This window comes from Teichococcus vastitatis (assembly GCF_003604215.1).
Lineage (GTDB): Bacteria > Pseudomonadota > Alphaproteobacteria > Acetobacterales > Acetobacteraceae > Pseudoroseomonas > Pseudoroseomonas vastitatis.
The window spans coordinates 606,795-625,278 of the sequence record NZ_QXGS01000001.1; the positions used below are offsets into that span (position 1 = coordinate 606,795).

At 71.3% G+C, this 18,484-nt stretch carries 12 protein-coding genes; 5 read left to right on the forward strand and 7 right to left on the reverse strand.

Translation table 11 applies throughout. The annotated features are described in order from the left end of the window. Positions 1 to 22: 22 nt before the first annotated feature. The 6 genes from D2K64_RS02890 to D2K64_RS02915 all read right to left on the reverse strand — a co-directional run bounded on the left by D2K64_RS02890 (position 23) and on the right by D2K64_RS02915 (position 11,989). A complete protein-coding gene (locus tag D2K64_RS02890) occupies positions 23 to 3,850 on the reverse strand; it encodes a cellulose biosynthesis protein BcsC (RefSeq protein WP_120006437.1) in 3,828 nt (1,275 codons plus the stop codon). Next, positions 3,847 to 8,400: a UDP-forming cellulose synthase catalytic subunit gene (bcsA, locus tag D2K64_RS02895; protein WP_120006439.1), complete on the reverse strand. Its 4,554-nt coding sequence runs from the start codon at positions 8,398 to 8,400 to the stop codon at positions 3,847 to 3,849. The genes D2K64_RS02890 and bcsA overlap by 4 nt, the downstream gene beginning before the upstream one ends. Before the next feature lie 6 nt (positions 8,401 to 8,406). Beyond that, complete coding sequence (bcsQ, locus tag D2K64_RS02900; protein ID WP_120006441.1) at positions 8,407 to 9,231, reverse strand: cellulose biosynthesis protein BcsQ; 825 nt, start codon at positions 9,229 to 9,231, stop codon at positions 8,407 to 8,409. A 9-nt stretch (positions 9,232 to 9,240) separates the two neighbouring features. Continuing rightward, positions 9,241 to 9,678 (reverse strand): hypothetical protein, encoded by a 438-nt coding sequence (locus D2K64_RS02905; protein ID WP_120006443.1) that lies wholly within the window; start codon positions 9,676 to 9,678, stop codon positions 9,241 to 9,243. A gap of 474 nt (positions 9,679 to 10,152) precedes the next feature. Beyond that, on the reverse strand, positions 10,153 to 11,187 hold the full coding sequence (locus tag D2K64_RS02910; RefSeq protein WP_238383967.1) for a glycosyl hydrolase family 8: 1,035 nt from the start codon (positions 11,185 to 11,187) through the stop codon (positions 10,153 to 10,155). Between the two features lie 94 nt (positions 11,188 to 11,281). After that, entirely contained in the window at positions 11,282 to 11,989 is a 708-nt protein-coding gene (locus D2K64_RS02915; protein WP_120006445.1) for an alpha/beta fold hydrolase, read from the reverse strand. A gap of 172 nt (positions 11,990 to 12,161) precedes the next feature. On the opposite strand from D2K64_RS02915, the gene D2K64_RS02920 reads away from it, so the two are divergent. The 5 genes from D2K64_RS02920 (at position 12,162) to D2K64_RS02940 (ending at position 18,080) form a co-directional block, all read left to right on the forward strand. After that, complete coding sequence (locus tag D2K64_RS02920) at positions 12,162 to 13,970, forward strand: DEAD/DEAH box helicase (RefSeq protein WP_370764249.1); 1,809 nt, start codon at positions 12,162 to 12,164, stop codon at positions 13,968 to 13,970. Positions 13,971 to 14,076: 106 nt separating this feature from the next. Continuing rightward, positions 14,077 to 15,267 (forward strand): acyl-CoA dehydrogenase, encoded by a 1,191-nt coding sequence (locus D2K64_RS02925; protein WP_120006447.1) that lies wholly within the window; start codon positions 14,077 to 14,079, stop codon positions 15,265 to 15,267. Positions 15,268 to 15,294: 27 nt separating this feature from the next. Then, positions 15,295 to 15,702: a DUF2721 domain-containing protein gene (locus tag D2K64_RS02930; RefSeq protein WP_120006449.1), complete on the forward strand. Its 408-nt coding sequence runs from the start codon at positions 15,295 to 15,297 to the stop codon at positions 15,700 to 15,702. Next, positions 15,699 to 16,982 (forward strand): class I SAM-dependent RNA methyltransferase, encoded by a 1,284-nt coding sequence (locus tag D2K64_RS02935; RefSeq protein ID WP_120006451.1) that lies wholly within the window; start codon positions 15,699 to 15,701, stop codon positions 16,980 to 16,982. Before D2K64_RS02930 ends, D2K64_RS02935 begins: the two co-directional genes overlap by 4 nt. A gap of 33 nt (positions 16,983 to 17,015) precedes the next feature. Next, positions 17,016 to 18,080, forward strand: a complete 1,065-nt coding sequence (locus D2K64_RS02940; RefSeq protein ID WP_238383968.1) for an MBL fold metallo-hydrolase — start codon at positions 17,016 to 17,018, stop codon at positions 18,078 to 18,080. 34 nt (positions 18,081 to 18,114) lie between these two features. Here D2K64_RS02940 and D2K64_RS02945 read toward each other — a convergent pair whose 3' ends face one another. Further along, the gene (locus tag D2K64_RS02945) at positions 18,115 to 18,483 is read right to left on the reverse strand and encodes a HesB/IscA family protein (RefSeq protein ID WP_120006453.1); all 369 of its coding nucleotides are present in this window, start codon (positions 18,481 to 18,483) and stop codon (positions 18,115 to 18,117) included. Between the last annotated feature and the right edge of the window lies 1 nt (position 18,484).

Genomic DNA, 18,484 nt, shown 5'->3' on the forward strand with positions numbered 1-18,484 from the left:
ATTTTTTCCGCCCCCGCGCCCATCACTGGTCCAGCCGGTAGCGCGCATAAACCAGGCCGCGCGCCTCGCTCCAATCGGCCGATTTGTCGTAGCGCAGCGCGGCGCCGAGCCGCAGCACCGGCGTGACCTGGTATTCCAGGTCGCCGCGCAGCCCGCCCGTGAAGCCGGTCTGCGACTGCCCGGGGTAGAAGGCGGTGAGGGTGGGATCCTCCGCCGCCAGGGCCTCCAGCTGCGACTGGCGGCTGCCATCGGTCGGAAAGAACGGCGCCCGGTCCTCGCGCCAGGACGCGATGCCGACCGTGCCGCCGACCCGATAGGACAACGGCCCGCTGCGGGCGCGGTAATCCAGCGGAATGGTCGCGCCGACATAGGATTGCGGGCTGTAATAGCCGCCATGGCCCAGGGTGAAGAGGCGCAGGTTCTTGTCGTAGGCCTGGTAAACGAGGTCCAGCCCGGTGACGAGCTCGGATTCGGCATCGCGGAACAGCGCGTGGCTGAGCCCGGCACCCGCCTCGATGCGGGTGTTGTCGGCCACGCCGTCGCCCTCGATCGTCGAGTAGCCGCCACCGATATAGAAATTGGTGTTGCCGGCGCCGATCTCGAGCTGGCCGCGCGCGGTGTTGCGCATCACGCCGCCCCAGAGCTGCCCGGTGACCGGATCGCGCATCCCGGCCCAGGACAGCATGGTGTCGGTCATCGCGCGGCGCTCGGCGGTGACGCGGACCCGCAGGTTGCTGCTCAGGGCCGGCGCCACCTCGACGCCACCCAGCAGGTTCTGCTTGCGGAAGCCCAGGGGCGAGGAGCCGATATCGAGGGAAAAATTGTCCCGCGTATAGGCCGCCGCCAGGCTCACGCCCGAGGCCGAGTTGTCGGAGGGCGTCAGGGAGCGCGCCTGGGCGGGCGTGAGGCCGGTGTTCTGGCCCGGAAGGCTGAGGGCGTTGCTGCCGAAGCGCCGCAACGTGGCCGCATCCTGGCTGATGCTGCCGGCGTCGATGTTGACTGCCTGGGCGCGCAGCGCGATCCGTCCTCCGACGCCGGGCATGGAGGTCGACACCTCGGCCCCGGCGCCGAACTCGGTCAGCTGATCGAGCCCCGCCTCGCCCGAGCGGGTGCGGAAGGCGAAGCCGGGGGTGACGCGGGGCGCCACCTCGTCCTGCACCGCCGCCAGCTCCCGGTTGATCTCCGCCAGCATCGGGTCGGCCGGCAGCATGGTGGTGCTGGTGCCGGTGCCGAAGCCCGGCGCGCCGAGGCCCTGCCCGACCGCGCCCGGCCCGGCCAGGGACACCCGGCGGAACGGGTTGCCTCCCTGTCCCGAAACCGCGGCCTCCGGACCGGCGGCGCCCTGCGGAAAGGCCGTGGTGCCCGGCGCGAAGCCTGCCCCGCTGGTGCCGAGCTGGCCACGACGCTGCTCGGCGGCCAGCAGCAGCGCCCGCCGCGCCCGGCGCCCATCGCCACGCGCCCGGGCCAGCCGCGCTTCCAGCAGGCTCAGCCGCGGATCGTTCGGCGCGAAGCTGCGGCCTTCCGCCAGCAGGGCCTCGGCGCGGAACAGCTGGCCGGCGGCGATGGCGGCATCGGCGGCACCGACCCGCGCGTCGAGGTTGCGCGGGTCGCGGCCCAGAACCGCCTCGGCCACGCGCTGCGCCTGCCGGGGCTCGCGTGCGCCCTGGTAAAGGCGGGCCAGCGCCAGATTGGCGTCAGGGTTCTGCGGATCCTGCGCCAGGGCGGGCGCCAGGCGATCATAGGCCGCCGCCTGGTTGCCTTCGTCGTTCAACCGGTCGCTGGCGCGGATGGCGGCACCGGCGCGCAGGCCGGCCAGTTGCCGCCGCTCATCGGCGGACAGGCGGCTGTCCTGGCTGAGCTGGCTGGCGACGGTGGCCGCTTCCTGCTCCAGCCCGCCGGCCAGCAGGGCGTTGGCCAGCACGATGCGGCCGGAGGGCGGCGCGTTGCGGTTCACCGCGAGGCCCACCCGCGCCGCCTCGGTGGCGCCGGCGGTGTCCCCCAGCTCGCCCAGGGTACGCACCACCTGCGCCGCCGTTTCGCCGCTGGGATCGGGACGCGCGGCCAGCGCCAGAAGGCGGCGCCGCGCCTCGTCGGCGCGGCCGAAGGAGGCGGGCTCGGCGGCGGCGGCGACCTGAGCCTGGATCTGCGCCTGCCGCAGCAGCCGCGTCTGGTCGGCGCTGCGCAGCCGCGCCGGGATGCGCTCGATCAGCTGCGCCGCCTGCTGGGTGTTGCCCTGTTCCGAGGCGAACAACGCGGCGGCGTGCACCGCCTCAGCCTTGCCGCCGGCGGCCAGTTCGTTGACCAGCAGGCTGCCTTCGGCGGCCTGCCCCTGCCGGGCCAGGCTGCGGGCCAGGTCCAGCCGGATCCACGGGTTCTCGGGGTCCGAGGCCTGTGCCGCGCGCAGCAGCGCCAGGGCGGTCTGCGGATCGGATGCGCGGGCGGCCTCGGCCCGCAGCGACTCGGCACGGCGGGCGCCGACGGTGCTGGCGAAGCGGCCGCCACGGCGCTCGGCCAACTGTTCCGCCTCGGCGAAGCGGCCCTGCTGCTGCAGGGCGTCGTACAAGCCCGCCAGGGCGGGGGCGAGGTCCGGGCGGCGCGCCAGGGCGGAACGGTAGCGCTGCTCGGCGCCGGCCGGATCGTTGCGCTGCAGCGCCAGGTCGCCGAGCAGCGCCTCGGCATCGGCACGCTCGCCGCCATCGCGCTGCGCGGCACGCTGCAGAATGGCTTCCGCCTGATCGGCCTGGCCGCGCTGGATCAGGTTGCGGGCCTGGGTCACCTCGCTGGTGAAGTTGGCGCCATCCAGCGCGCGGCCCCATTTGCGCCGGCCCTCCTGCGGATCGGCGGCGATCGCTTCGGCCAGAAGGCGGCGCGCATCGGCGGTGCGGCCCTGGCGCAGCCGCACCAGGCCGAGGCCGCCCTTGGCGTCCGGATCGCCCGGCTGCTGCTGCAGCACGGATTCGAATTGCTGCGCCGCCTCGCCCAGGCGGCCGGCGTTCAGCGCGTTGAAGCCCTGGACGCGGGCCAGCCCGACCGCGTCGGTGGGGCCCGCCGGCGGGTTGCGGATCTCCTCCAGCCGCCGGGCCAGGGCGGAATCGTTCGGGTTGTCGCGCAGGTACTGCTCGATGGCGGGGGCCGCCGACGGGTCGGGGCCTTCCCACAGCAGCGCGTCACGCAGCGCGGCGCGCGCATTGTTTGCCGTGTCGGGCTGGCCGGCCAGGTTCTGCAGCCGCCGCACGCCCTCGGCACGGGACGCTTCGCGATAGGTCAGGATCTGCGCATAGGCCAGGGCCAGGCGGCGGTTGCCCGGATTCGCCTCGGACAGGCGCTCCATGGCGTCGCGCGCGGCATTGTAGCCCTGCTGGGTGCCCGCCAGCGTCTGGTAATACTCGATGGCGTAGTTGTCCGGCGGCGTGTCGCTGCCGAAGATCTGCCGGTACCGCTCCACAGCCTGCGCCTGCTGGCCGGCCTGCGCCAATCTGCGGGCCTCGGCCAGGGCGGCGGGATCCGCCGTGGCGCCGCGCACCGAGCGGGAAGCGGTGGTAACCCGCGGATCGGCCGGCGCCACCTGGCGCAGCCGCGCCAGATAGCCATCCGCGGCCGTGCGGTTGCCCGCCTCTGCCTGCGCCTGAGCCGCCGCGGCCAGGGCATCGACGTTGTTCGGCTCCACCGCCAGCACGCGCTCCAGCGTCTGCAATGCGCGGTCCGGGCGGTTCTGGGCGCGCCAATATCCCGCCTGTTCCATCAGCACGGACACCGCGCTGCCCTGCGCCACTGCCGGAGCGGGACTGAGCAACGGCAGCAGCGCGGCCGAGAACGCGCTGGCGAGCAGCCGGGTGCGAAGCGGGATCATTGCGTCCGGGTCCTCAGGCGCAGCGCCGCGCGACGGCGCAGCAGCCAGTAAGCGGGGGTGGCGACACAGAGCGCGGCCAGCATGGCCAGGGCCAGCAGCATGTCGGGCCGCTTGCCGAACCAGTATTGCGGCCACAGATGCAGCGGCAGCGAGCCGACCGTATAGGTTTCGCCGAGCTTGAAGGCATCGACCCGCCCGCCCGAGAGCAGCGCCAGATCGCCCTGGATGCGGGATTGCTGGTCGCGATCCCGCAGCGCCGCCAGCATCGCCTCCATGCCCTGGGGCGTGGTGCCGGACAGCGCCAGCACCGAACGGCCGGCGCGCAGCGGGCTCTCGAAGCCGGCCAGCATGCCGGTGCCCTCCCCGGGGGAAGCCAGCAGCGCCTCGGCCCGCTGCCGCTCCTGGCGCACATCGTCGCTCAGGAACAGGTTGCGGAAGCCGCCCAGCGTGTCGGGCACCGAGAGCGAGACGCGGTTGCCGTCGATGCGCAGCGCGCCGTCGCGCCCCAGCAGCGCCGCCAGGGCGGGCTGGCGGCCAAGCGCGCCGATCACCAGCAATTCCTTGTCGGCAACCTGCTCCAGCGCCGCGGCGCGCACCACCTGGATGCCGGTTGCGGCGTGCCCGACATTGGCGGACAGCCGGCCGAGCAGCGTCAGGAAGCTGGAGATCTCCAGCGTGTTCGGCCGGTCCGGCAGCACCGCCGCCGTGCTCGACAGATCCGCCATCTTGGTGAACGGAAAGCCGGAGCCGACGAAGAAGGCCAAATTCGGCAACTCGGCGAAGCGATAGCCGCGCGACAGGTCGATGGTGCTGTCGGGATCAATCGAGGCGCGCACATCGGAGGGGATCGCGACGCAGTCACCCCGGTGCAGCGGCCGCATGTCGAAGCGCAGCCCCAGCTCGTTCTGGCCGAAGATCAGGTAGGGCGGCAGCGCCACCCCGCCTTCCCCCACATCGGGCACTGTGCCGATGCCGGTCTGGCGGGCGACCCAGTTCCAGGGCCAGCTCGGCTCGGAAGCCTGCAGCGGGAAGGATTTCAGGTAAACATTGTTCAGCGTCGCATCGAGGCGCGACACCGACACATCGGTCACCGGGCCCGGCGGGGCACGGAACTTCACATCCACCGGCAGCGCGCGGTCGCGCCAGGTGTACAGGTCCGGGGCAGTGCGGAACGGGATCGAGATGGCGCCGGGCGCGAAGCCGTAGCTCTGCAGCTCGGACGGGTCCATCAGTTCGCCGAAGCGCACGGGCCGGTCAGTGCGGATCCATCGCGGCGCGTCGTAGGGTAGACGCGGCGCAAGCTCGGGCGCCTGCACCATCGCGATCTCGCCGGACAGGGCCTGCTTGCCGGCCGCGAGCGCCTGCGCCGCCACCGTCGCCTCGGCGCCGGTGCGGCCCGCCACCACCAGCAGCACCGCCTGCGGATCGGCCGGGTTGGGCACCACGGCCAAGGTGGGGCCCTCGATGCGCGGCAGGCTGATGCCGGGCACGGATTCATTGCCGGCCAGCACCACCATCGCGTTGCCGCGCGGCGGCACCGCGGTGCTCACCGGAAAATCCGAGCCGCGGTAATCCGCCTGCACCGCAAACCAGGACGACGCGACCGCGGCCGCCCGCAACAGGTCGTTGCCGGGATTGTCGGGCAGCACCACCGGCAGCACCAGCTTCTCGTTGCGCAGGCGCTGGTCGAAGAACGGCTCCGGCAGGCGGGCCAGGTCGCGCGGCAGCGGCAGGTGCTCGACGGTGAGCTGCAGCGTGGACAGGTCCGAGATGGTGGACCACAGCAGGCCCGACATCGGGTCGTTGCATTCCTGCGTGTAGCGGCCGGTGAAGCGGAAATTCAGCCGGTTGGCATCGGCGAAGTAGACCGGGTTGATCGGGAATTCGAGCGGCCCGAAGGTCGGGCGCGTGCGGTCCGGCGTGATGGTGCCGACGAACTGCTCGTTGATGGTCAGGCCGATCTGGCTGAGATCGGGGATCAGCGAAGGGCTGGTGGCGCCCTGCAACACCAGCTTGGCACCGGTCACCACCTCGTCCCCGCGGATGCCGAACAACACCCCCTGCAGGTCGGCGGTGCCGCGCAGCTGCATCGGGCCGCTGAGGCCGAGTTGCCGCAGCGTGCGGCTTTCGACCCGCGCGGTGCTGGCCGGCAGCGCGGCCGGCGGCGGCGCGAACGGGTCCAGCGCCGGCTGGGCCGCCGGCGGCAGGGGCGCGGCCGGCGGCGCGGCCAGGGGCATGGCCTGGGGGGCCTGCGCGGCGATCACCGGCGGCAGGGCGGGCACCTGCTGCCGCTGCGCTTGGGCCGGCGTGGCCATGGCGAGGCCGGAGCCCGCCATCAGCAGGAAGCCCGCGGCCCGGCGGCTCTTGCCGCCTACCGGCATCGGCTTCGGAACGGCGGCGGCGGCCACCTTGGCCGCTGCGGTGGCGGCGGCGCGGGCCCGCGCCTTGCGCTCCCGCCGGCCACGCAACGAGAGCTGGCTGTCGCCACGGAACAGGCCACCGATGCTCACTGCAACCTCCCAAAGGGCACGCAGCGGGCGATCCGGCCGCACATGGTCCCAATCCAGCCAAGAATCCGCGCGGCCCAGCACGACCCGCACGATGTTGCCTTCGTCCATCAGCTCCTCGGGCGTGAAGCGCACCTGCAGCCGCTCATGTTCCCCACGCATCACCTCGCAGGGGATGGCGAGCCGGTCCGGCCCGACATCGAACTCCATCATCACGCGCTGTCCGATGGCGAGCCTCGAGGCCTCCGCCAGCAGCACGGCGGCGCCGCCGAGGGAAACGTCCTGGCTTTCGCCGTCCAGCCGGGTGCCATCGGGCAGCGCCACGCTGACCGGAAGCTTCGCATGCACCCGGTGGCGCTCACGGACCTGGCGGCGCTCGCGGCCCACGGCGAGGCCCACCATCACGATGGCCAGCGACAGCACCACCCAGAACGAGTTCAGCGCGTAGGCCTGGAATTCCAGGCTGCCCCAGGGATGGACCACCATGCCGACCACCCCGGAGATGAGGCCGATCCCCAGCACCACGGCCAGCACGAAGTTGGCGGCCACGGCGCGGAAGTCGAAATAGCCCTCGGCCAGGATGCCGCCCTTGTCGGTGACGTTGAACTTGCCCTTGCGCGGATCAAACAGCGTCGCGAGCACCACCGGCAGCAGGTAGAGGGTCAGCACGGTCTCGTAGATCTCGGACCAGAAGCTGTGCCGCACCATGCCCTGCAGGCGGCTGTTGGTGCCGACCGAATGAACGATGTGCGGCCCCGCATAAGCCAGGATGGCCAGCGGCGAGGCGGCGATCAGGTTCTGTCCGAACAACAGAAACGCTAGCGGCGCGGTCGTGAACACGAAGCGCGGCAGCGGAAACAGGAAGTGCCACTGGGCATTCAGGTAGCAGAGCCGCTGGTGCAGCTTCAGCCCCGGCCCCATCAGTGGGTTCTCGATGCGGAAGATCTGCACCATGCCGCGCGCCCAGCGCATGCGCTGGCCGATATGCGAGATCAGGCGGTCGGTGGCGAGGCCGGCCGCCAGCGGCACGCGCAGATAGGCGGTGCGCCAGCCCAGGCGCTGCATCTTCAGCGAGCAGTGGCAATCCTCGGTAACGGTGTCGTGCGGCACGCCGCCCACCTGCAGCAGCGCGGTGCGGCGCAGCACGGCGCAGGAGCCGCAGAAGAAGGTGGCGTTCCACAGGTCATTGCCCTGCTGCACCAGGCCATAGAACAGCAGGCCCTCGTTCGGCACGCGCCGGCCGGATGCCAGGTTCCGCTCGAACGGATCCGGCGAATAGAAATGATGCGGCGTTTGCAGCATGCCGATACCGCGATCGCGCATCATCCAGCCGATGGTCATCTGCAGAAAGGCGCGGGTGGCGACGTGATCGCAGTCAAAGACCACGATGTACTCGCCACTGGTCTTGCCGGTGGCGTGGTTGATGTTGCCGGCCTTGGCGCCCTTGTTGTCGGGTCGGATCATGTAACCGACGCCGGCATCCTCGCAGAACTGCCGGAAATCGTCGCGCCGGCCGTCATCCAGCACATAGACGTTCATCTTGTCCCGCGGCCAGTCCATGGCCATGGCGCCGTAGATGGCCGGCTTCACCACTTCCAGCGGCTCGTTGTAGCTGGGGATGAAGATGTCGACCGTCGGCCATTCGTCCGGATCGGCCGGCAGCGGCACCGGCTTGCGGTCCAGCGGCCAGAGCTGCTGGAAATAGGACAGCATCAGCGCGATCACGGCATAGATCTCGGCCAGCAGCAGGCCGGTGCCGAAGAAGGTCGAGAAATAGCCCGAATAGTCGAGCGTCTCGGTCAGCCGCCAATACAGGTAGCGGGACGAGACCAGCACCGACAGCATCACCAGGAAGAAGATCGCGCCGCGCCCTTTCGCGCGGCTGATCATCAGGAACACCAGGAAGCCGCCCAGCGCCAGCCAGCTCTGCTGCTCCGGCTCCAGGGGCGCCACCACGAAGGTGAGGCCCATCAGGCCACCGATCACCGACAGAACCACCGCCGTGGCTTTCAGGCGGAACAAGGTCCGAAAAAGAGCGCGCATTGTTTTTCACCAGGCTCCGCGCGAAGCAGTCAGGGGATAGGCGACCGCGGGTTGCGGCAGGGCCTCGGGCGATGGCAGCAGCGCTTCCACCGCCGCCGTGACCTGCCGCAGATCGGCCGCGGCGGCGCTTTGCGGTGCGTGGTCCAGCAGCGGCCGCTGATAGGCCAGCGCCTCGGCCAGCGCCTCGTCACGCGACACGGCACCCACCAGCCGGGGGCCCAGATGCCGCGCCATGGTTTCGGCCGAGCTGCGTGACAGGCGGGATTGCAGGTCCACGCCGTTGAGCAGGAAGTGCAGCCGGCCGGCGAACAAGGCCGGCAGGGTGCCGCTGCCCAGGAAGCGGCCGCTTTCCACCTCGGCCAGCATGGCGGCGCTGATCGGCTCGCTCTGCAGCACGGTCAGCACCAGGCTGGCCAGGGGCGCCGTGACCTGCAGCGCGGGCGACGGGCCGGGCGGCAGGTCAGCCACCACCAGTACGGAGGGATCGGCCAGCATGTCGCGCAGCGGCGCCTGCAGCAGCGAGGGATCCTGCTCCAGCGCCAGGGCGTTCTCCAGCGCGGCGCGAAGCTCCACGGCGCCGTGCGGCAGCAGCAGCAGCCCGGGCGCCACCTGCCGCAGATGCGCGCGCCAGTCTTGGCACGCCGTGCGGTCAGCGAGGTACCCACCCACATCCTGCACCGGAATGCCGAAATGCAGCCGCAGCGCGTTCTGGGGATCGAGGTCGAGCAGCAGCACCGGGCGCCCGTTGCGCCGGAAGCCATCGGCCAGGTTGGCGGCCAGCGTGGTCTTGCCGACGCCGCCCTTGGGAGAAGCGATCAGGATCAGGGGCATGGCGTCGATTCAACTCCGGCCTTGCAGGCGAAGCGCCCGCAGCACATCGCTGGTGGGCCTTGCCGGCGCCGGCGCCTCGGGCTGGCCCATGTTGCGGAAGAGATCCGCCAAGGGGGCCGCCGGCTGCGGACCAGCCGAACCCTGGGCGGGGGCATGGATGGACGGCAGCGCCGCCAGCAGGGGCGGCAGGCCGGCCGGCGCGGCGGGCCTTGGCCCCGACGCCGGGCTGGGCTGGCCAAGCTGCGCCAGGAGCTGCGGCGCCCGCGCCGGCGCCGTCTCCTGCCGACGCAACCGATCGAGCAGGGGCGGCACTGACGCCTGACCGGTGGCCGGCTGATCCGTGGGCGGCGACGCCGCCGCGGCGCTTCCCGGCAGCCAATGCGCCGGAAAGGCCGGCGCGGCCCCGGCCGGCAATTCCGTCCGCAGCGCCGGCAGCGGTCCAGGCAATGTCTCCAGAGATGGTCCCGGCGGCGCCGGCGGTAGCATAGCGTGGAGCGGTGCAGCCTGCGGCGGGTATCGTGGCTCGGCCACGCTGCGCATCAGGATGGGTGTGGACGCCGGTGGCAACGGAAAGGGTATCGGAGCCTCGGCCGCAGCAGGGAGGGGCGAGGAGGCCATAACGACGGCGGCATGGGCCTCGGGAATCGCTCCGGGCGGGAGCGGCATCGACGGCTCAGAGGCCGGCAACAGCGGAACCGGAGCGGGAGCCGCGGTCGTGCGCAATGCGGCGTTCAGGCGCACCGGCGGGTTGCCGAACGAGTGGTACCGCATCCCCATCGTGCCCAGCGCGGTTCTCAGCCGGTCAACATCACGATCCTCGCTCATCGACTACGGAACCCTCTGCTGTGCCGCGAAGCATGCCGCAACGCACCTCGAAACAAAACCAGAGATTTAATGTCACGCCTCATGATTATCTTCTGTCTAGAAAGCTGAGGCTATGGCGCATTTTGTCAGCAGTTTAAGAACTGCCGAGTAATAATCGTCCTGAGCAACAGGATTGAGGCTCGGCTCACGCTCCGCGACCCATGCGGCGAGGCGCTGAACGCCATCCGAGGCGGCGTAGGGTGCTGGTTGATTGCTGCGCAGATCCACCCAGGCTGGTGGTTCCGGCTGCCGCCAGAACTCGGCACAGGCCTCCAGCGCCGGCTCCTCAGTCAGCCCGGCCCAGCGGAGGTACAGGGGCACCCGCACGGCGTCGTAGGAGAAGCGGGGCGGCCAGCGCTCGGGCAGCGACAGGGTGCCGTCGCGGCCATCCAGCGTGACCCAGTCGGGCGGCAATCCCCAGGCGCCGAACCGGGCACGGCGCAACAGGTCCAGCCCGTCCCTGACGATGCCCAGCCAAGCCGGATCGGGCACGGCGCGGGCCAGCACCGGGAACACGGGAAAAGCATAATAGGACGGGTTGAGCGTGACCGTCGCGGCGTCCTCGAAACCCTGCACCCCCGGCAGCAGCACCCACCGGCCGGCCACCTGCCGCAGCACCAGTTGCAGGATGTCCTGCGCCATCCCTGCCCCGGCCTCGGCATAGGGCGCGTGGTTCCAGCGCTGCGCGGCCAGCAGCAGGGCGGCGGCGGCGAACAAATCGCCATCGGTGGCGTTGTTGCTGTCCGGAACCGCATTCGCGGTGCGCGGCATGAAGCGCCAGGCGAGCAACCGGTCAGCCGGCCGGGCCAGCACCTTCCGGGTCCAGGACCAGACCAGGTCGAAGCTGGCCCGGTCGGCGCAGCGCTCGGCGCAGAACATCGCCCAGCCCTGCCCCTCGGAATGCGACACGCCGCCATTGCCGCTGTCCACCACGCGCCCGTCCGGGCGCAGAAAGCTTCGGCGGAAGCCGCGCCACGCCGCCAGCATCTCCGCGTCGGGCGGCGCGCCGGGACGCGGCGCCGAGGCCCGCGCCGTTGCCGGAACGGTCGCCAGGGCGGCCAGCAAGGCGCGGCGGGGCAGAAGCGACAACATGCCGCATGGTAGGGAGACGTTTCTTACCGAAGCATTGACGGCGCCGCCGCTGCTTCATGATCGATCGGGTGCGGCCCCAATCGGGCATCTCCGGTCAAGCGGGCGGGCGGGCCAGCCACGCGCGCAGCAGGGATGCGCTGGCCTCGGGCTGCTCCATGGTGGGCAGGTGGCCGGCGCGGGGAATCACCGCCAAGGTTGCCCCGGCGATCGCCTCGGCCATCTCGCGGGACAGATCGGGCGGCGTTAGCACGTCCTGTTGGCCGACGGCGACCAGAACGGGCAGGCGCAGCTTCGGCAGCATGGGCCGCGAATCGGGCCGGTGCAGGATCGCCAGCTGCTGCCGCAGAAAGGCATCCTTGCCGATCCGTTCGGCCATGGCGCGGACCTCATGCCGGAGCGGGCCGTCCACCGCCTCGGGATGCAGCAGGCTGGGCAGCAGGCGCGGCGTGACGCCCTTGAACTGGCCGGAGCGGCTGAGGGCCATCAGCCCGCGCCGCCTGCGCGCCGCTTCCGGGCTGTCCGGCCGTGCCGAGGTGTCGAGCAGCGCCAGATGGGTCACCCGCTCCGGCGCCTGCCGCAGGATCTCCAACGCGACATAGCCGCCCATCGACAGGCCGGCGAGGGCGAAGCGCGGCGGCGCGGCGGCGAGCGCCCTGCGGGCCATGGCGCCCAGCGTGTCGTCCTGGGCCAGGTCGGCGACCTGCGCCGACACCGCATCCCCGAGCAGGGCCACGGGGTCGCGCCACAGCCGGGCGTCGCACAACAGGCCGGGGAGCAGGAGCAGGGGGCGCGTTTCGGGCATCAGGGGCACGGTTACGCTCAGGAAACCCCCGCCGCAACCGTGGAAAACCTTGCCAACCGGCCCTGTTCGGCGCATATGCGGCGCTACGGACGCCGGATCGCAGGGCGCGTGGGTTTTCGCGTGGCCGGCCGGCCCACATCTCGCCGCCTGCCGGCGCAGGAACCGATAGCCCTTGAGCGACCCGCTGACTCCGACCGCTGTTGACGCGGCCGACACCGATCTTTCCGTTGCCCAGACCGCTCCGGCCGAAGCCGAACCGGACAATTCTCCCATGCCCGACGAGCCGGAGGCGCCGCACACCGTGTTCGCCGACCTCGGCCTGTCCGAGGCGTTGCTGCGCGGCGTTGCCGATGCCGGCTATATCCACCCGACGCCGATCCAGGAACAGGCCATTCCGGTGGTGCTGATGGGACGCGACGTGATGGGCTGTGCCCAGACCGGCACCGGCAAGACCGCCTCCTTCGTGCTGCCGATGATGGACATCCTGGCCGGCAGCCGGGCCAAGGCGCGCATGCCGCGCTCGCTGATCCTGGAGCCGACGCGCGAGCTGGCGCTGCAGGTGGCCGAGAACTTCGTGAAATACGGCCAGCACATGAAGCTGAACCACGCCCTGCTGATCGGCGGCGAAAGCATGTCCGACCAGCGGGACGTGCTGGACAAGGGCGTGGACGTGCTGATCGCCACGCCGGGTCGGCTGCTCGACCTGTTCGACCGCGGCCGCGTCATGCTGGCCGATTGCAAGGTGCTGGTGATCGACGAGGCGGACCGCATGCTGGACATGGGGTTCATCCCCGATGTCGAGCGCATCGTCTCCTTGCTGCCGCCGCTGCGCCAGACCCTGTTCTTCTCCGCCACCATGGCGCCCGAGATCCGCAGGCTGGCCGATGCCTTCCTGCAGAACCCGAAAACCATCACCGTGTCCGCCCCCGCCTCCGTGGCGACCACGATCACCGCCGGCGTGGCCTTCGTGCAGCCGCACGACAAGCGCGAGGCGCTGCGGCGCCTGATCCGCTCGCAGGACGTGCAGAACGCGCTGATCTTCTGCAACCGCAAGCGTGACGTCGACGTGCTCCACAAGAGCCTGAGCAAGCACGGCTTCGCCGCCGGCGCGCTGCATGGCGACCTGCCGCAATCGGTGCGCTTCGCCACGCTGGAGAAATTCAAGAACAACGAGCTGCAGCTGCTGGTCTGCTCCGACGTGGCGGCGCGCGGCATCGACATCGGCGGGCTGAGCCACGTCTTCAACTTCGACGTGCCGTTCCGCGACGAGGATTACGTCCATCGCATCGGCCGCACCGGCCGCGCCGGCCGGGAAGGCAATGCCCTGACCCTGGCCACGGCGGACGACGTGAAGCTGGTGGCGGCCATCGAGGCCCTGACCGGCAAGCCGATCCCCCGCATCGAGATCCCCGGCCTCGATCCGGTGTCCGCCGAGGAACTGGCCGAGGCGGCCAGCGCCCCGCGCGGCGGCCGTGGCCGTGGCCGCGCCGCTCCCGCCAAGGGGCGCGGCCGCGACGAGCCGCGCGAGATCGCCCGCCGCGGCAATGCCCGGCACCGCGACGAGCGGCGGCCCGAACCCCGGCCGGCGGAAGCGCGGCTGGTGGAAGCGCGCCCCGTCGAGGAGGTGGTGGAGGCGCCCGCGCCGCTGCCGCCCCGCGAGGAACGGTTCCAGGAGCCGCGCCGCCGTGACGAGCGGCGCGACGAGCCCCGCGGTGGCCGCCGCCAGGACCCGCGGGAGGCCGGCCGTCCCCAGCGGGAGAGCCAGCCGCGGGACCAGCAGCGCGACAGCTACCGCGATGCACCGCGCGACGATCGCAGGCGCGACCGTGGCGACAGCCGGCGGGACGACCTCGGCCCGGCCGTGCTGGGCTTCGGCGATGCCATTCCGGCCTTCATGCTGATCCCGATCCCGCGCCCGCGGCGCGACGCCGCCGAGGCGCAGCCCGCGCCGGATGGCGACGCCGGCTCCGAGGCGGCCTGATCACAGCCGCCCGCTCCAGGATTCAGGGAGCGGGTGGTTGTCGGACGCCCCCGGCAGGGCCAATCTCCCGGCCTGCCGAAAAGACTCTGCCAGGAGAGAACGCCCCATGAACGCCATCACCCAGTCTGCCCGTCCCAGCTTTGTCTGGGACGATGCGCTGCTGCTGGAGGACCAGCTCTCCGAAGACGAGCGCATGATCCGCGACGCCGCGCGCGATTACTGCCAGGAGAAGCTGTTCCCGCGCGTGCTGGAGGCCAACCGGCATGAGCACTTCCACCGGGAGATCATGAACGAGTTCGGCGAGATGGGCTTCCTGGGCGCCACGCTCGACAGCCATGGCTGCGCCGGCGTCAACTACGTCTCCTACGGCCTGATCGCGCGCGAGGTGGAGCGGGTCGACAGCGGCTACCGCTCGGCCTTCTCGGTGCAGTCCTCCCTGGCGATGTTCCCGATCTGGGCCTACGGCTCCGAGGCGCTGAAGGACCGGCTGCTGCCGGGGATGCGGAAGGGTGAGCTGGTCGGCTGCTTCGGCCTGACCGAGCCGGATGCCGGCTCTGACCCCTCCTCCATGCGCACCCGCGCCAAGAAGGTGGATGGCGGGTATCTGGTGTCCGGCTCCAAGACCTGGATCACCAACTCCCCCATTGCTGACGTGTTCGTGGTGTGGGCCAAGGACGATGCCGGGGATGTGCGCGGCTACGTGCTGGAGAAGGGCATGAAGGGCCTGTCCGCGCCCAAGATCGAGGGCAAGTTCAGCCTGCGCGCCTCCACCACCGGCATGATCATGATGGAGGAAGTGTTCGTTCCCGAGGACAACCAGCTTAACGTCAAGGGGCTGAAGGGGCCGTTCTCCTGCCTCAACCGGGCGCGCTACGGCATTGCCTGGGGCGCCCTCGGCGCGGCCGAGTTCTGCTGGCACGCCGCCCGCACCTACACGCTCGAGCGCAAGATGTTCGGCCGCCCGCTGGCGGCGACGCAGCTGGTGCAGAAAAAGCTGGCCGACATGCAGACCGAGATCACGCTAGGCCTGCACAGCGTGCTGCGCCTGGGCCGGCTGTTCGACGAGCACCGCGTGGCGCCGGAGATGATCTCCCTGCTGAAGCGGAACAATTGCGGCAAGGCGCTCGACATCGCCCGCGTGTCGCGTGACATGCATGGCGGCAACGGCATCGCCGACGAGTACCACGTGATCCGCCATGTGATGAACCTGGAGGCGGTGAACACCTATGAGGGCACGCATGACGTGCATGCCCTGATCCTGGGCCGGGCGCAGACCGGGCTCAACGCCTTCGGCTGAACCGGCGCGGCGGCGGAAGGAGAATGGGTGCCTGACGCCGCCGATCTGGTGGAGGTGGAGCGCGCGATCCAGCTGGCGATCGCGCCCGCCTTTCTGCTCACCGCCACCGTCGCCACGCTGAACCTGCTGACACTGCGGCTGAACCGCGTGATCGATCGCAGTCTGATGCCGGACAACAACAGCAGGCCGCGCCAGGGGCTGCTGCAGCGGCGGGCGGCCGTGATCCGCGCCGCCATTGCCTGTGCCATTGTTTCGGCCATCTGCATCTCTCTGCTGGCTACCGCCGGCTTTGTCGGCGTGTTCCTGGCCATCCCGCTCGGCGGCGCGGTCGGGCTGCTGCTGCTGGGCGGCATGGCGATGCTGATCGCCACCTTTCTCCTGTTTCTGTTCGAGGTCTGGCTGGCCCGGACCCGCGAGGACCTGCCGGGACCATGACGACCCTGGAGTTGGAGATCACCGCCCTCGGCGCCGGCGGCGACGGGCTGGCGGCCACCCCGGACGGCGCCCGCCTGTTCGTGCCCGGCGCACTGCCGGGCGAGCAGGTGCGCGTCAGTCCCGGCCCGAAGCGTGGCGATGGCATGGCGGTGGTGCTGGAGGGCGTGCTGTCCCCCAGTCGCGATCGCGTGGAGCCGCCCTGCCCGCATTTTCCCCGCTGCGGCGGCTGCACCATCCAGCATCTGGCCCTCGCGCCCTACGCCGCCTGGAAGCGCGCTCGGCTGGCCGAGGCCCTGTCGCGCGCCGGCTTTCCCGACGCGCCGGTGGCGGACACGGTGGTCACGCCGCCGCAGACCCGCCGCCGGGCCGACCTGGCGCTGCGGCGGCAGGCGGATGGCCGCGTGCTGCTCGGCTTCCACGAGCGCAGCGCCGGCGCGGTGGAGGACCTCTCCACCTGCCTGGTGCTGAACCCGGCGCTGGTGGCGTTGTTCGAGCCGCTGCGGGCCCTGCTGCGGGGCCTGCGGGCCTTCCGCCGGGAAGGCTCGGCGGTGCTGAACCTGCTGGACACCGGTCCCGACCTGCTGCTGCGTCTGGATGGCGAGCCGAACGCCGCCGATCGCAGCGCCATCGCGGCCTTCGCGGCGGCGCACCGCATTCCACGGATCGCCGGTGGGACGCTGAAGGGCGGCACCACGGAAACCTTGGCCCAGCTGGGCGCGGTGTCCATGGCCCTGGGCGGCGTGCCGGTGGCCCCTCCCCCCGGTGCCTTCCTGCAGGCGACGCCGCAGGGCGAAGCCGCCATCATCGCCGCGGTGCTGGACGGATTGCCCCGCAAGCTGGCCGGCAAGGCCCGCATCGCGGAACTGCACGCCGGGCTCGGCACCCTGTCCTTTCCGCTGGCGGAACGCGCCCGCGTGGCCGCATTCGAGGGAGCGGCCGATGCCGTCGCGGCGTTGGACGTCGCCGCCCGCCGGGTCGGCGCCGCGATCAGCGCCACGCGGCGCGACCTGGCGCGTCAGCCGCTGGCGCCGAAGGAGCTGGACGGCTTCGCCGCCCTGGTGCTGGACCCGCCCTTCGCCGGCGCCCTGGACCAGATGCCGGCGCTGGCCCGCAGCCAGCTGCAGCGCATTGTTTACGTGTCCTGCAACCCTGCCGCGCTGACACGCGACGGCAAGTTGCTGCAGCAGGCGGGATGGCGGGTGGCACAGGCCACGCCCATCGACCAGTTCCTGTGGTCCACCCAGCTGGAAGCCGTGGTCAGCTTCGAAAGGCCGCGCTGACGCCGTTTGCGGCCTCTTGATCCGGGCCGGGTGATGACCACCCTTTCACCGGATGCCACCGCCGGGGTGGCCGTGGGAGGCGAGAGCATGAATTTCGATCGACGGACGCTGGTGCTGGCGGCAGGCGCCGTGGCGATGGCACCGGCCGTGCTGCGCTACGGGCTGGGCAGCGCGCTGGCCCAGGCCCCCGCCGCCGCGCCGACCACCGGACTCGGCGATCCGGCCGCGCAGGCCCCCGGCTTCTACCGCCTCAAGCTCGGCAGCCGCCATGTGACGCTGGTGAATGACGGCTTCGGCCGCCGTCCTAAGCCTACCGAGGGCTTTGTCCGCAACGCCGAAGCCGGTGCCGTGCAGGCCGCCTTGGAAGAGGCCTTCCTGCCGACCGACGCGCTGGAGATTCCCTACACCGTGGTGGTGCTGGATGGCCCGGACGGTTTGACGCTGTTCGACACCGGGACGGGCGGCCAGCTCGGCGCCACGGCGGGCCGGATGGCGGCTAATATGCGCGCGGCGGGGCTCGATGCGGCCCGCGTCACCCGCATTGTCATGACCCACTTCCATGGCGACCATATCGCTGGCCTGACCGACGCGGGCGGCAAGCCCACCTACCCGAATGCCGAGCTGGTGGTGCCCAAGGAGGAGTGGGATTTCTGGATGGATGACGGGCAGGCCAGCCGCGCGCCCGAGCCCATGAGGCCGGCCTTCGCCCTGGTTCGCCGGAAGATGGAGCCCTACAAGGCGAAGCTGCGCCAGGTCGAGGGTGCGGCGGCGGTGGCCGATGGCATCCAGGCAGTGCCGACGCCGGGTCACACGCCGGGCCACACCAGCTACCTGCTGGCGGATGGCAATGACCAGCTGATGGTGCTGGGCGACGTTACCAACCGGCCCGAGCTGAACCTGCGGAATCCCGGCTGGCACCTGGTGTTCGACATGGATCCGGCGCTGGCCGAAAGCACCCGCCGCAGCACCTTTGACCGCGTGGCCGCCGACCGTATCCGCTGCGCCGGCTATCACTGGCCCTTCCCGGCGGTTGGCCACGTCGCCAAGGAGGCGAATGGCTACCGCTTCGTGCCAGTGACCTGGAGCAGCGCCGTCTGAGCCACCGGCGGGCCGTCAGGCCCGCCGCATCGCCTCAGACGTGGAAGCTTTCGCCGCAGCCGCAGCGACCCTTCTCATTGGGATTGGTGAAGGTGAAGCCGGCCGACATCGCCTTGGTCTCATAGTCCATGGTGGTGCCGATCAGGAACAGCGTCGCCTTGCGGTCCACCAGGACGGTCAGGCCCTTGTCCTTCACCACCTCGTCACCCGGACCGGGCGCCTCGGCCCAGTCCAGGTCATAGGCCATGCCGGAGCAGCCCTTGGTCTTCACGGCGATGCGCAGCAGCTTGCCCTGTTGGCCGCCGCTCTCATACAGCGCGCGCAACCGCTCGGCCGCGGCGTCGGACAGCGACATCAGCGGCGGCAGGGCACGGGTCGGGCGGGACGTGGTGGTGGTGCTCATG

Bases quoted from the DNA above. Each gene is read 5' to 3' on its own strand.
- D2K64_RS02890 (WP_120006437.1), bottom strand. From the start codon at position 3,850: ATGATCCCGCTTCGCACCCGGCTGCTCGCCAGCGCGTTCTCGGCCGCG.
- bcsA (WP_120006439.1), bottom strand. From the start codon at position 8,400: ATGCGCGCTCTTTTTCGGACCTTGTTCCGCCTGAAAGCCACGGCGGTG.
- bcsQ (WP_120006441.1), bottom strand. From the start codon at position 9,231: ATGCCCCTGATCCTGATCGCTTCTCCCAAGGGCGGCGTCGGCAAGACC.
- D2K64_RS02910 (WP_238383967.1), bottom strand. From the start codon at position 11,187: ATGTTGTCGCTTCTGCCCCGCCGCGCCTTGCTGGCCGCCCTGGCGACC.
- D2K64_RS02915 (WP_120006445.1), bottom strand. From the start codon at position 11,989: ATGCCCGAAACGCGCCCCCTGCTCCTGCTCCCCGGCCTGTTGTGCGAC.
- D2K64_RS02925 (WP_120006447.1), top strand. From the start codon at position 14,077: ATGAACGCCATCACCCAGTCTGCCCGTCCCAGCTTTGTCTGGGACGAT.
- D2K64_RS02935 (WP_120006451.1), top strand. From the start codon at position 15,699: ATGACGACCCTGGAGTTGGAGATCACCGCCCTCGGCGCCGGCGGCGAC.
- D2K64_RS02940 (WP_238383968.1), top strand. From the start codon at position 17,016: ATGACCACCCTTTCACCGGATGCCACCGCCGGGGTGGCCGTGGGAGGC.
- D2K64_RS02945 (WP_120006453.1), bottom strand. From the start codon at position 18,483: ATGAGCACCACCACCACGTCCCGCCCGACCCGTGCCCTGCCGCCGCTG.